Raw genomic sequence first — 13,446 nt, 5'->3', positions numbered from 1 at the left:
AATCTAAAATCTAAAATCTAAAATCTAAAATCTAAAATCTAAAATCTAAAATCTAAAATCTAAAATCTAAAATCGATCTATGCTGGTAACGTTAAGGTAAATGTTGACCCCTTGCCAAACTCGCTAGCCACAGTAATTTCTCCCCCCAACATCTGAGAGTATTTCTGCGCTATTGCCAAACCCAAACCCGTACCTCCGTACTTGCGGGTAGTCGAAGCATCAGCTTGCGTAAAAGGTTGAAATAACTTTTGTAGCTGTTCAGGAGTCATCCCAATCCCAGTATCACTACAATTAAAAATTAACTGTTCTGAATCCCAACTATTCTCGTCATTTTTAATTCTTTCAACGCTAAGTAGAATTGTTCCTTTATGAGTGAACTTAGCTGCATTGCTGAGCAAATTAAACAAAATTTGAGTAAGCTTAATTTGATCGGAATACAATTCGCCAATATTATTAGGACACTCCACATTCAGGCGATTTGTATTTCGCAAAAATAGCGGTTCCACAGTTCTAGCTACATCTTGAACGACCTCCGACACGTCAAAAGTTTCTAATTCCACTTCCGCGTGACCGGCTTCAATCTTCGACAAGTCCAGAATATCATTAATTAAGGTTAGTAAAAGCTGGCCTGAATTGTGAATTCTCTCTAAATCAGACACAAAATTTTCTTCGCCCAAATCTAAAGCCTCTTCTTGTAGAATCTCGCTGTAACCGATAATCGCATTCAGAGGAGTTCGTAGTTCGTGGCTCATGTTAGCCAAAAACTGACTTTTAGCCAAACTAGCTGCTTCTGCAGCTTCCTTTGCCTTGTAGAGTTCGGCCTCGGCTTGCAAGCGGTCGGTCACGTCGTGAGCCAGAACTAATTCAGCATTCCTGCTATCAAATACCAGACCATAAGAAGTAATTTCTACATCAATAATTGTTCCGTCTTTTTTCTGGTGCTGCCACACACCTGCAAACTCACTACCGGCATCTACTTGGGATATATTTTCTAGCAATTTCGGCAGCTCTTGGGGGGGACGAATGTCCGCAACGGTCATGTTGAGAAATTCGTCGCGAGTGTAGCCGTAGTGTTCGATAGCAGACTGATTGACGGCTATAAATTCCTGAGTTTCTAAATCGTAAACCCACATCGGATGGGGGTTATTTTTAAACAAAAGTCTGTAGCGTTCTTCCGAGGCTCGCAGTTCGGCTTCTGCTTGCTTGCGCTCGGTAATGTCGCGGACAACTGTGCAAATAATCTCGCGGCCTCCGTAGGAAATCACGCTCCCGCTCACTTCTACATCCACGCAGGAACCGTCTCGGCGGCGGTAGAGAACTTCGCCAATTCTGAATTGTTTGTCCGTCAGCAGCAACTCGATATTGTTGTCAATCAGATCTTTAGAGTAAGCGATGATATCGTAAATAGTCAGTTGCGAAATCACATCAAGACTGTAATCAAGTAAGTCTGTAAACGCTGTATTGGCTTCCAAAAGACGTTTGGTTTGAGCGTCCCACAGGAAAATGCAATCTGTAGCTTGCTCCACGACAGCTCGGTAGCGGGCTTTTTCCTCGAGTTGTTCGCTTTCGGCTTGGGCGATCGCACTCAACATTCCGTTGATAGTATGGGCAAGGTCGGACAACTCATCTTCGCCCGTCACAGGTAGTCGCACCGAGAGGTCTTGGCTGCTGCTGACGTGGTTGACTGCTTTCGCCAAACCGCTCAACCGAGACAGCACCAGATGCTCTAGCAGCAGCAGAGTGCAGCCGACCAACCCAACTCCCGCTAGCGCTACAGACCCCAGCAGGTACAGTAAACTAATTTGACCTTGCCGATATATTTCTCTGGGGATATCCACCCGCAATAGCAGCGCAGGTTGGTTGTAAATATCCCGGATCAAAGTGTAACCCGCGATCGACTCTTCGCTTAAAGGACGCACAAAAATCGGTTTTTTTTCCGACAGTTTCTCCCGCGCTTTCTCGAAGTCTGCAGGCAACTGAGCCTCATTAACGCTGTGTACAATGAGTGGCAAGCGAGTAATTTTAGAAACCTTCGCAATGCCCGTAGCATCCAAATTGCGCCCGAATACCAGCGTACCCCGGATCGGGCCGGTGCTTTTAGTCGTGAGAATTGGCCGGGAAGTAATCAGTATTGGCCCTGACGGTAGCAGCAGGATACCAGCGAGGCTGCTTTTGGCGTTGGGGTGCTGCAACAGCGGGTCGCTGAGAGAAATGCGCCGTTTTAATGCTTCTGGAACAGGCGTTAGTTTCAGCTTTTGGCTGTCTAAACCCGTACTGTAAACTATTTTGCCAGAAGTATTGACAAAAATGGCTATATTAACTCTTATATTAGCCAGCCCTTCTGGAATTAAATTGGAGGCAATGAATTTTGAGTTGCGGTTTTGGATGAAAGTGTAGGTGTCGTCCCAGGACGACCAGTCGGCAAAGCGCGAGTTGAAGTCATCTGCGGTTTGCCCGAACACGCTGAGCACTCCCTTGACAACCTGTGTGGCTTCTTGTTCCTCTGCTTTGATCAGGCTGCCCAAGAGGATGCTTGAGGAGGCGACATACAGAATGCCAGTCAATCCAGCAATGGTAATGCCAACAATCGATAGTGTTTTCCGACGCAGTTTCATCTTGCCATGTGTGTGGTGTCCGTCCGAAATCTCAACTCAGGAGCAATTTTACTACTGTTTCCTGAACCCTGACCGAAAGCAATTTGCTCCGGGGCGTCCGATGTATCAGTCGGGTTGCTTTCTTCTATTCTAAAATCTAAAATCTAAAATCTAAAATCGATTGACTGGTGGCGCAGCGCGTGTTTCCTACTTTTCCCACACCTGCTGTTTGTGAGATTCTTTGCAAATTCCCAAGATGCGCCGATCGTTCTCGCTGATGGTAGAAATTGGGTAATACTGTTGCAGGTTTACCGAGTAGGGAGAGCGACTGCCGTCGTAACTATCCACTACTGTTAAATTTAACTGAGTTCGATCGCCCGTGCCGTAAAAACAGTAAAAAGCAGACCGAGGCAGGTAAAAAGCGCCGACTACCTTACTCTGCCGCATTTCAAATACAAAATATTCTTGTTTAATTTCCTCTGGCTGGCTCGACTGGCCGTAGAGGTAAATGCCATCTGCTAAACCTGTGCTAGCTGTATCTGCCCCAGGATTTGGCAGAGATTGCGAGCTTAAAACGCCGGATTTGATGTCCGAGTCGTGTGCCCGGCGTGCGGGGAATGCGATGCTCAAGTTACCGGGCGAGAGAGCAAGCACGATCGCGATCGCTTCTAAACTTCCTGTCAATATCAAATAAGTCAAAACCACTCCAGACCCCAAAATTTAAAATAGCTGGTTCCAAGCGCCTCTTGTACCAGTTTCACCAAGATTGTAGAGAAACCGGGTATTTGGCTTAATATTGGCTATAAACTTAAAGGAACGATCGCCCGCCCGGTTCCTGAAGTTAAATCTAAGATTAGTTTTGACAAATTTTGCCTCCGCCCCGATCGGGCGATCGACCTCTCAAATAATACCATTTTAGATTTTAAATTTTATATTAAATAACTGAATAATTTGGCCTGACCTATTCCATAAGGGTTTGGAACACTGGCCTACAGTTGGATTCTTTTTTTTAACTGTATAAAAGTATTCTTCCCTGCAGCGCCAACAAGAAAAAAAAAGTTGAGATTTTGGGGAAAATCTCAACTTTTTTAGTGACTAACTAGCCAAGTATTCTCGGACTTGAGATTGGCGGCGCCGCAGGTGGGCAAGGGCTTGATGTTCTAGCTGCCGCACCCGTTCCCGGCTGAGATTTAACCGTTCTCCGACTTTCGCTAGAGACATTTCTGTGCCGTCTTCCAAACCGAAGCGCAAAATTATTACATCTCGCTGCTGGGGGGTAAGTTCTGATATCAAAGTATTGAGGTCTTGCCGCAGTAATTCCGAGGTAATGTAGTTGTCTGGAGATGCCGTTTCGTCTTCTAAGAGTTCTTGCAGTTCGGTATCTTGGTTGTCTCCTACCCGCAAGTCCAAAGAAACTGGATGTCTTGCCATCAGCAGGTATTCCCGAATTTGGGAAGGGTGCAGTTCCAAAGCGGCGGCAATTTCGGCAGGGGAGGGAGACCGGCCCAACTGCTGGGTGAGTTCCCGCTGCACCTTTTTGATTTTGTTGAGTTTTTCGGTGATGTGAATTGGCAATCGAATTGTGCGGGCGTGTTGGGCGATCGCGCGGGTAATTGCTTGCCGAATCCACCAGTAGGCATAGGTAGAAAATTTGTATCCCCGCATCGGGTCAAATTTTTCGACTCCTCGTTCTAAACCGAGGGTGCCTTCTTGAATTAAATCCAAGAATTCCATATTGCGTTTCTGGTATTTTTTGGCGATCGCCACTACTAGCCGCAAATTGGCTTCAATCATCTTTTGCTTGGCCCGCCGCCCTATTTGTAAGATGCGGCTAAGTTCAGGTTCGGTCAACTCCATTTCGGCAGCCCACTCTTGATTCGTCAGATCCCGCTGCCATTCTTTAGCAAGTGCTTGTTTTGCTTCGATTAATTTCATCATTTGCTGCACCTGCTTCCCGAAAACAATTTCTTCTTCTCGGGTTAGCAGGGGTACGCGACCGATCTCGTGCAGATAGGTACGAACCGTATCCGTTGAGGAGTATGGCCGGCTGCCCATGCGATCGGCTTTCACTGTTTTGTTTTTGGGGGTTGTGGTGGACATGGGTGAGTATTGCACTCCTTGTAACAACAGATAAAAAGTTGGTGATACCCTGTCCCACTTTTGCAAGTGGGATAAAGACTGCGACAAAGGGGATGTTTCCCCTCTTGTTTATCGGTGACGATCGGTAGAAGCTTTTTGTTTGGAATTACTTTTGTGCTGGATTTTCCAGTAATCCCCCTCGATTTTCGGTAGCTCGCTAGCTTTAACGGCTAGTTCAAGGCGAAGTGAAGCAAGAGTTTAGTTTTCTCAATATTATTCCCAATTTTGAGGATCGTAAAGAGTAAAAACCTCTGTCTTAAGGTCAAGATTCTACATTTTTCCTTAAGGTTTTGAATTCCCTGTTAGTTTTAACTGCCACTCAACTTCACAATACTCATGCAAACAGACTCATGCAATTCGAGGGCTTTGTTTTGCTCTCTGTTCCATCATCGCTTGAAATTTTCTCGCTGCCTAGATGGTGGGATGCGAGATAACCGAACTCGATCGCCGTATTAGATGCCAGTAAGTGTTTAAAATATTTATTGACATTTTTATTTAAATATGCTAAGCAAATTCTGCTACGAGTAACCAAAAGGTGTATAAAAGCTGGCTGTTGCCCTGTTTGACTTTCATTGTACTGCGAGGCTCCACGATCTCCATCATGTTTAACCTTATGCAAATTTTGGGCAGTTAGGGATGAGGGGTAAGGGGGTGAAAGGGGAAAAGCTTCTGACGGAAAGCTGGGGGCTAATTTTTTTCCGGTTCGAGCGATCGCTCTTTTTCGTTTATAACTGAAGCAAAAATCTTCATATTTCTGTCATTGCCAGCGATCGCCAATTTTTCGCCAAGACTAATTTACAGGAAAATTCGCCTAAGTTCTATAATGAATCTAGCACTTATCAATCTAAAATCCTAAATCCATTTTAGCAGATTCTGCCTCGGCAAATACTTGTTCATCGGGCATTTCTTGCCAGTCAATATCCCCGATTTCTCTGTAGAATTGCTCGTCATAGGGGCGAGTTTGCACGACTACGGGCATCGGTACAGCGTGCCCCAAAACTAATGCTTGCTGTTTGGAGTCGAGTTTTGCCAAAACTGAACGCAAACTCTGCCCTCCCGAAACGCCGGTAAAAATAGCATCGATGTCTTTATCATCGTTTAGCAAGGCTGTGATGCGGGTTCCGACTTGCGACATGACTTCCGCATCGATGCCAGAAGGACGCTGGTCTACAATTAGCAGGGTGACAAAGTATTTTCGCATTTCTCTGGCAATTGTACCGAAAATAGTCGATCGCACGATCGCCGGATCGAGAAAGCGGTGAGCTTCTTCAATGGTAATCACCAATGGCTGCGGGCGATCGCACGGATTTTTGCTCTGCAAAAACTTCTCTGCTTTCCGCACGTAAGCTTGGTGAATGCGGCGAGTAATCACATTTGCAGCCAACATATACGACAGCAAATCCGAGTGGGAACCAAACTCAATTACTACATTTTTGCCGCCATCCAAACACTGCAAAACTTCAGTTACATAATTTTTCGGACAGCGTTTCCGAATGTATTTCAAATCGTTTAATCGCTCTAACTTTCGCTGCAAAGCCATAATCGAAGACTTATTTCCCCGTTTTTCTTCGCAAAACATTTGGATATCTTCGTTGGTCATTTCCAGCAACTTGTTGATCCAACCACTGCCCAACTCATTTCGCAAAATAATCGCATTTTCGATACTAGCTTCCGACAAATTTAGCTCGCGCTGCACTAGCGCGATGTCTTCCACTTCAATTTGATCGAAACTTAAAAACAACTCTTGAGCGTCGCGGACTCCCCGGCGTTTTGTCGATTCTGGATCGAGGGTATAAATCTGCATTTTATCGGGAAACAACTGCCGCAAACCCTTAACAGTGCTGAACTGTTTCCCTTCCGAAACAGCTTCCCACCCGTACTCCGAGTGCATATCGAAAATTAAATTAACTGCAGCTTGCTTGCGAATAATTCCCGACAGAAGCAAGCGAGTCAGAAAAGATTTTCCAGTTCCCGACTTGCCAAAAACTCCGTTGCTGCGTTCCACAAATCGGTCTAGATCCAAGCACACAGCAACGTCCATGTCAATCGGTTTGCCGATCGCAAAATTGCGGCGATACGGGTCATCTTCCCAGCCAAAAACTGCCCGAAAATCAGTTTCTTTGGCATCAAACACCTGCGAAAAGTGGCTGGGAATAGTTTTGACCGGCAGCAACTCAATATCCGCCCCGGTTTGTGACTCAAAAGAAGCCAAATTTCCTAACGCCAACTTATTCTCGCGAACTCCGCCGTTTTTCGTCGGGTCGAAAATTGCCTGCTGTTTTTCTCTTTCAGCAGTCAACATCAACATCGGCGACAGTTCGATCGTACCGTAGGTGCTGCTACCAGCTAGCACTGCCAGCAGAAAATCGTCGTCGGGATTGGGAGGATTCGATAAAATGCGGGCGCTAGAAGTTCCCAGAGACACATCGGTGAGCATACAGAAAAAGTGCGATCGCACCCCCCGCACTACTAGAAATTTCCCCACCCTCATATCTTCCACCGAAACATCGGCGTGCAGTCGCACTTCTAATCCCTTGCTCAGGGAACCTTGAATAACAGAGCCTAACGGTCGATCCATTTTAGATTTTAGATTTTAGATTTTAGATTGTTCAGATAGATTTTAGATTTTAGATTGTTCAGATAAATGACTGCTTTCCTGTCAACTGTCAACTGCCAACTGCCAACTGCCAAATGACTAATTACCATTCCGATTCTAGCGGCAATTCAAAAAAACTTGGACTCAGATCTAGATCTGTCAAATCCGTTTCGCTCAAATAAGCGTCAGTCAAAAATACCCCTTTTAAACTTGCGCCTTTGAGGTTAGTACCTTTCAGGTTAGCACCTCTGAGATTAACTCGGAATAAATGAGCATCGCTCAAGTCGGCCTCAGTTAAATCTGCTCCCTCCAAATTTACTCTCATCAAATCTGCTTTTCGGAGATCAGCTTCGTTTAACTTAGCGCCACTGAGGTCAGCTTTTGTCAAGTCTACACCTCTCAAGTCGGCCCCGCTCAAGTTAGCGAACAGCAAAGTAGCTCCGGTGAAATCTGTCTCCCTCAAATCGGCATCCCTTAAATTAGCGCCGCTGAGGTCAGCCCTGGTTAAGTCTACACCCCGGAGGTCAGCAGAACTCAAGTTTACTTGGTGTAAAATTGCGCCGCTTAAATCGGCTCCTCTTAAATCTGTTCCCTCCAAGTTTGCACCTTTGAGGTAAGCTTTTTTTAAGCTAGCTCTGCTGAGGTCTACATTTTTGAGATTGACCGAAGTTAAGTTAGAAGCGCTCAAATTAGCTCCGCTTAAATCTGACCCGTTTAAGTCGGCTCCGGTTAAATTTACCCCTTGCAGCGATACATTGGGAGCAATTAAATAAGCTCCGCCCAGAGCGGGGTCAATGCCTTCGGAAAACAAAGTCTTGTTGCTGTAAACAGCTTTTTCTAAAATCGTGGCGTTCAAACTGGCTTCCCTCAAGTCCGCTCCGCTGAGGTTGGCTCCTGCTAAGTTTGCCCGATCGAGTTTTGCGCCAAATAAAATAGCTTGGTATAGGTTTGTCCGCCGCAAATCGGCTCCTTTTAAATCCGCTTCGGTCAAATCTACCATAGCCAGATTTAAGCCAGGGAGAGAAGCATTGGGAGCTAGCAAAAATGCTCCCATTGCACCCGGATCAATATCTTCGGGAAAGATAGTCCGGTTGTTGTATACGGCCTTGTCTAAAATGGCACCGCTCAACTGAGAACCGCGTAAATCCGCCCCGCTAAGGTTGGCTCTGGTTAAGTTGGCTTCGTGGAGATTTGCTCCTACTAAATTAGCCTTGATCAAACTTGCTTGTTTGAGGTTGGCTCCCGTGAATTCGGCTCCTACGAGATTAGCTTCTCGGAGGACAGCACCAGTCAAATTAGCTCTAGTGAGGTTAGCTAAATTAAGAAATGATTCAGCTAAATCCGCCCCGCTGAGATTGGCGCCGGTGAGGTCGGCTTCAATCAGGTCTGCATACCTGAGCATAGCGCCGCTGAGGTTAGTTTCTCGGAGATCCGTGCCTCGGAGGTTGGCTCCCCGGAGTTCCGCACCGCCAAGGTTGGTGCCTTTAAGTGCTTGTCCCCTGAGATCGAGTCGGTGCAGAAAGTCACCAACGTTCATTTCCATGTCAAATTTACCCTCTCTATTCCGATACTTTTTTCCTAACCTTTGAAATCAAGTTAGATATTCTGAAAGTATCTTTGCTGAGTTCTGGTCAAAACCATTGTAATCATCAATAGCCACAACTGGTGCATCTGGCGGATAGTGTTCTGGAATATCGTCAATGGCTACCCAAGGTGAGTTTTCTGCTTGATTTTGTCGAAGATACTCAAGAACTTCCTGGTGTCGTAAATATTTGTGTTGATGAATATTTTTGGGGTTGAGAAAAGGGGTGTATCCGATAATACGGATAGCGATATCTGGTGAAAATAATGGCGGTATTACCTCGAAGGGGAATATTTCACGCCAGGATGATGAAATTACTACTCGCGCATTAGGATATGAACGAAGGACATTCTCAAAGTGATTAAGGCAAGCCGAATTAAATTTCATTATATCTGTTGGCAAGCTCGATGTTTCATGTCTTCTGTCAGGAATAAGTACACCATCAATGTCTAAAAAAATTAACATTAATTAAAAAGCCTCTTGAATGATTTAATGACTATTAATACTGCTTAATAATATAAATGTGCATCGAAGGTTCTCTATCAAGTGTCGCTATATCGACTTGTTATATCATGTCCGATGGATTGACCATAATATCTCGACCGGGCGGGTTTTTGAGATTGTCAATTATTGGCAAATATTGTTGGTAAACCCGCCCCTACCTGATTTCTGGTAATCGACCGGACATAATATTAGACGGCAATCCACATTGTTATTCACTGTTGTTATTGGTGGCTGCTTTCTGACGAATGGAAGATGCTGGTATCAACAAGTATTGTTCTAAAATTCACTGTTTTTCTGGGCTGCTGCCTTCCCCCCTGCTGGGGTAGGGGGGGTTAGCTTCTACCTTCTGCTTTCAGGCAAGAGGAGCAAAACTGTAGATTTTTTGAGGTTCGAGCCGATCGCAAATTCTGGTTAATTCCGACAACAGGAATGTCTCGCGATCGAGCTGGACTTGCAGGGTTTTGAGCGGATCTCCACCGGAGGAAACCATGAATTCTAATGTTTGCAAATTCGGCTCAGTGCTGATTTCATCCAAAATTTGGCCGATCGCCTTGACGTAAGGATGGTTTACATCCAAGTACCAGTCGGGGGCTGCGAGTCCGGCTTGATCGAAGCCGAGGTGAACGATGAGGGAGCCTTCTCCGAAAAGGGCTATGCCCACCGGCCGCGCTTCTTCTTGCAGCAGCAAGTGCTGGTTAGCCGCAAAATGCCGCAGTTTTTCGAGGTGTTCGTACCGATTTTGAATGGCAGAATCTTCCTCTTTTCCTTCTCCTTTTTCGTTCCACTGAATCGCCACTGTTACTAAATAAGTTTGCAGTAGCATATGACCGAGTTTTTCGGCTTTTGTTGCCAGATAGATCGAGTTGTAATCTGTGGCTTCAATTAGTAAGGGGACGCGATCGGCTACTTCAATCCCGTAACCTTTCAAACCCGCAATTTTGCGCGGGTTGTTGGTAATCAACCGAATTTTTTTTACTCCCAAATCGTTGAGCATTTGTGCTCCGACGCCGTAGTTCCGCAAGTCGGCGGGAAATCCCAACCGTTCGTTGGCTTCTACAGTATCGAATCCCAAATCTTGCAGCGAGTAAGCTTTTAGTTTATTTACCAATCCAATACCCCGACCTTCTTGGCGCAAGTAAACGATGACGCCAGAACCGACATTTTCGATCATTTTCAGTGCCGCTTGCAGTTGCATCCGGCAGTCGCAGCGCAGGGAACCCAAAGCATCGCCGGTCAGGCATTCGGAATGCACCCGCACCATCACGGGTTTGTCTTTAAATTCTGCCGGATCGCCCTTGACAATAGCAACGTGTTCTGAATTGTCTTGGGTGTCGCGGTAGGCGTAAATCATAAACTCGCCGAATTGAGTGGGCAATTTGGCGACGGTTTCCCGGCGGACGAATCGATCGTGCTTGAGTCGGTAGCTAATTAAGTCGGCAATACTGATTATTTTGAGGTTGTGGAGTTTGGCGTACTCGATTAATTCCGGCAACCTCGCCATCGAACCGTCGGGGTTTTGAATTTCGCAGATGACGCCGCTGGGATACAGACCCGCGAGTCTGGCGAGGTCAACCGAGGCCTCGGTGTGACCGGCGCGTTTGAGGACGCCACCGTCGATCGCCCGCAGGGGGAAAATGTGACCGGGACGGCGCAAGTCTTGAGGTTTGGTGTCCGGGTGAATGGCTACTTGGATGGTGCGGGCGCGGTCTTCGGCCGAGATGCCGGTACTGACGCCGTTGACTGCATCAATGCTGACAGTGAAGGCAGTTTGGTTGTTGTCGGTGTTCTTGCTGACCATGAGGGGCAGTTCCAGGCGATCGAGCCTTTCGCCACTCAAAGCCAAACAAATCAAACCCCGCGCGTTCACGGCCATGAAATTGATGTTGTCGGGGGTGGCGAATTGGGCGGCACAAATCACGTCGCCTTCGTTTTCGCGGTTTTCGTCATCGACTACTACCACGATGCGACCTGCTTTGAGGTCTACGAGGGCGCTGTCAATTGAGTCAAATTGAAAGGATTGAGTTGAGGTGTTGTTATTTGTCACTGAGGAGTTCAAGCTATAAACAGTAATGTTATGGAAATAGAATGTATTTTCGATTGTAACCTTTTGTTTCCGACAGGGGGATTCCACGATCGAGATGAGTTTGACAAGATTTCTGAACTCACTTACTATAAATCTTGTACTTTGTCAATAAAATCTTTCCCTAATATTGCATGAGCTTGACTGATATCGCGAGGCTTTTAGGTAAACCGTACTTCCAAGCTCCTAATTGCTTAATTTATAACATGGACTGTTTGGAAGCATTGAAGCTGCTGCCCGCTCAATTTGTAGATTTAACCGTTACCAGCCCGCCTTATAACATCGGCAAAGAGTACGAAAAATCCTTGGTGTTAGATGAGTATTTAAACTGGTGCGAGCAGTGGATAGGAGAGGTTTACCGGGTAACGCTCGATCGAGGAGCGTTTTGGCTTAATTTAGGTTATTTGTCAATTCGCGATCGGGCAAAGGCAATTCCGATTTCCTATCTGCTTTGGGACAAAGTGCCTTTTTATCTAATTCAAGAAGTTGTCTGGAACTACGGCGCGGGAGTTGCGGGCAGCAAGTTCTTTTCACCCCGCAATGAAAAGTTTCTCTGGTATGTAAAAAATCAGTACCAGTATACATTTAATTTGGATGAAGTGCGCGATCCAAATGTGAAATATCCGAATCAGAAAAAGAACGGCAAGATTAAAGTAAACTTAAAAGGCAAAAATCCGACGGATGTTTGGCAGTTCCCAAAAGTTACGTCGGGGAAAAACCGAGCTTCAAAAGAACGCACGCCTCACCCCGCTCAATTTCCTGTTGCTGTTGTCGAGCGCATCATCAAGTCTGCATCGAATTTAAACGAAATTGTTTTAGATCCGTTTATGGGTTCCGGTACTACAGCAATTGTGACTCTGGGTTTGCAGCGTCAAGTTATTGGATTTGAAATTAGGGCTGATTACTGTGAGATTGTCGCTAGTAGAATAGATAATTTTTTGATGGACAAGGAACTCAGAGAAGCACAGTTATCTTTATTCTAAAGTTGGTAGTTGCAGCAATTTATAACGTTCAACAGCAGGACTTAATTTCGCTTGTTGCCCAGTTGTAGCCGCTTGACCTTGCCAATCTTCTCGGTCTAACCATCCAAATCTGACTAAATTAATCTGCGGTACTTGTGAGCCTTGAACGTTTTTGTTAAATTTCTGGAAATTAATAACAAGATAATAGCCCGATTTATTTTTATTTCCTTCTATACCAGTAGTGCTTAGTTGAGTATAACTGCGATTTCCATATGTATTACGATTACTTGAAGACGTTTTAATCTCTATCGAGAAGCAATCATCTAGAAGACAGACTATATCTTTTTCAGTAGCAGTTTCTTCGCGGCGCCAAATTTCTGGTATCGCCTAGCCAATTCTAATGGGATGAGTTCGTGCAAAAAGTATCCCATAATTTGGGGGCGGGGAAATAAATCTACACCTATTTGATAGTTTTTACTGGTTAGATTAGATTCAAATATTTCTCGCCAGACTTGAATTACTACTTCATATATTTCGTTGGGGCTAAGTGGATGTATCTCTATCAGCTCCCGCGTTTTTACTGCCCAATCTTCTGTGGCAAGCCCCGCATAAGGTGAAGTCATTTACTCTATCCCCTCCAACAATTTGCTTAGCGGTACTTCCAAAGCTTTAGCTAGACGCACAATATTCAGAAGTGCAACATTTCTCTCGCCACGTTCAATGCCACCAATGTAATTTCGATGCAGTTCTGCTAGTTCAGCTAACTCCTCTTGGCTTAGCCCCCTAGCTTTTCTCAATTTCCGAACCTGTTCGCCAAATATTTTAAGCTTTATAATTTTTATCAATAAAAAAATTTAAAGCTTGTAACGGCTTTAAATCTACACACTATGAGTGTTAATTTAAACAAAGTTTCAATAGACCTCTTGCGAAAGTGCGCTCGTTCTAGGTAAAATAAAAGAAAAAATTAGCTCCCATAATATGAAGTACGA

General features: G+C 45.3%; 9 protein-coding genes and 1 pseudogene. 1 reads left to right on the top strand and 9 read right to left on the bottom strand.

The features are described 5' to 3' along the window. Positions 1 to 77 precede the first annotated feature (77 nt). From QUA03_RS26640 to ribBA, 7 genes are all read right to left on the bottom strand, one after another. Complete coding sequence (locus QUA03_RS26640) at positions 78 to 2,615, bottom strand: CHASE4 domain-containing protein (RefSeq protein WP_333216427.1); 2,538 nt, start codon at positions 2,613 to 2,615, stop codon at positions 78 to 80. Positions 2,616 to 2,801: 186 nt separating this feature from the next. After that, complete coding sequence (locus QUA03_RS26635) at positions 2,802 to 3,299, bottom strand: hypothetical protein (protein ID WP_333216425.1); 498 nt, start codon at positions 3,297 to 3,299, stop codon at positions 2,802 to 2,804. 390 nt (positions 3,300 to 3,689) lie between these two features. Next, positions 3,690 to 4,694 (bottom strand): RNA polymerase sigma factor, RpoD/SigA family, encoded by a 1,005-nt coding sequence (locus QUA03_RS26630; RefSeq protein ID WP_333216423.1) that lies wholly within the window; start codon positions 4,692 to 4,694, stop codon positions 3,690 to 3,692. An 883-nt stretch (positions 4,695 to 5,577) separates the two neighbouring features. Next, positions 5,578 to 7,311: an ATP-binding protein gene (locus QUA03_RS26625; protein WP_333138683.1), complete on the bottom strand. Its 1,734-nt coding sequence runs from the start codon at positions 7,309 to 7,311 to the stop codon at positions 5,578 to 5,580. Between the two features lie 121 nt (positions 7,312 to 7,432). Continuing rightward, positions 7,433 to 8,872, bottom strand: a complete 1,440-nt coding sequence (locus QUA03_RS26620; RefSeq protein ID WP_333216421.1) for a pentapeptide repeat-containing protein — start codon at positions 8,870 to 8,872, stop codon at positions 7,433 to 7,435. 48 nt (positions 8,873 to 8,920) lie between these two features. Next, positions 8,921 to 9,376 (bottom strand): HAD domain-containing protein, encoded by a 456-nt coding sequence (locus QUA03_RS26615; protein ID WP_333216419.1) that lies wholly within the window; start codon positions 9,374 to 9,376, stop codon positions 8,921 to 8,923. Between the two features lie 391 nt (positions 9,377 to 9,767). Then, positions 9,768 to 11,459: a bifunctional 3,4-dihydroxy-2-butanone-4-phosphate synthase/GTP cyclohydrolase II gene (gene ribBA / locus QUA03_RS26610; protein ID WP_333216417.1), complete on the bottom strand. Its 1,692-nt coding sequence runs from the start codon at positions 11,457 to 11,459 to the stop codon at positions 9,768 to 9,770. A gap of 170 nt (positions 11,460 to 11,629) precedes the next feature. On the opposite strand from ribBA, the gene QUA03_RS26605 reads away from it, so the two are divergent. Next, positions 11,630 to 12,478: a site-specific DNA-methyltransferase gene (locus QUA03_RS26605; RefSeq protein WP_333216415.1), complete on the top strand. Its 849-nt coding sequence runs from the start codon at positions 11,630 to 11,632 to the stop codon at positions 12,476 to 12,478. On the opposite strand, the pseudogene QUA03_RS29075 reads toward QUA03_RS26605, so the two are convergent. Beyond that, positions 12,470 to 13,080: pseudogene (locus QUA03_RS29075) on the bottom strand (ScaI family restriction endonuclease). The gene QUA03_RS26605 and the pseudogene QUA03_RS29075 overlap by 9 nt on opposite strands. Continuing rightward, positions 13,081 to 13,302, bottom strand: coding sequence for a helix-turn-helix transcriptional regulator (locus tag QUA03_RS26595; protein ID WP_333216410.1), 222 nt, complete (start codon positions 13,300 to 13,302; stop codon positions 13,081 to 13,083). Between the last annotated feature and the right edge of the window lie 144 nt (positions 13,303 to 13,446).

Origin of the sequence: Microcoleus sp. S36b_A4, from assembly GCF_036700645.1 — a bacterium.
Classification (GTDB): domain Bacteria; phylum Cyanobacteriota; class Cyanobacteriia; order Cyanobacteriales; family Microcoleaceae; genus Microcoleus.
This window is presented reverse-complemented; position numbering and strand designations above follow the sequence as displayed.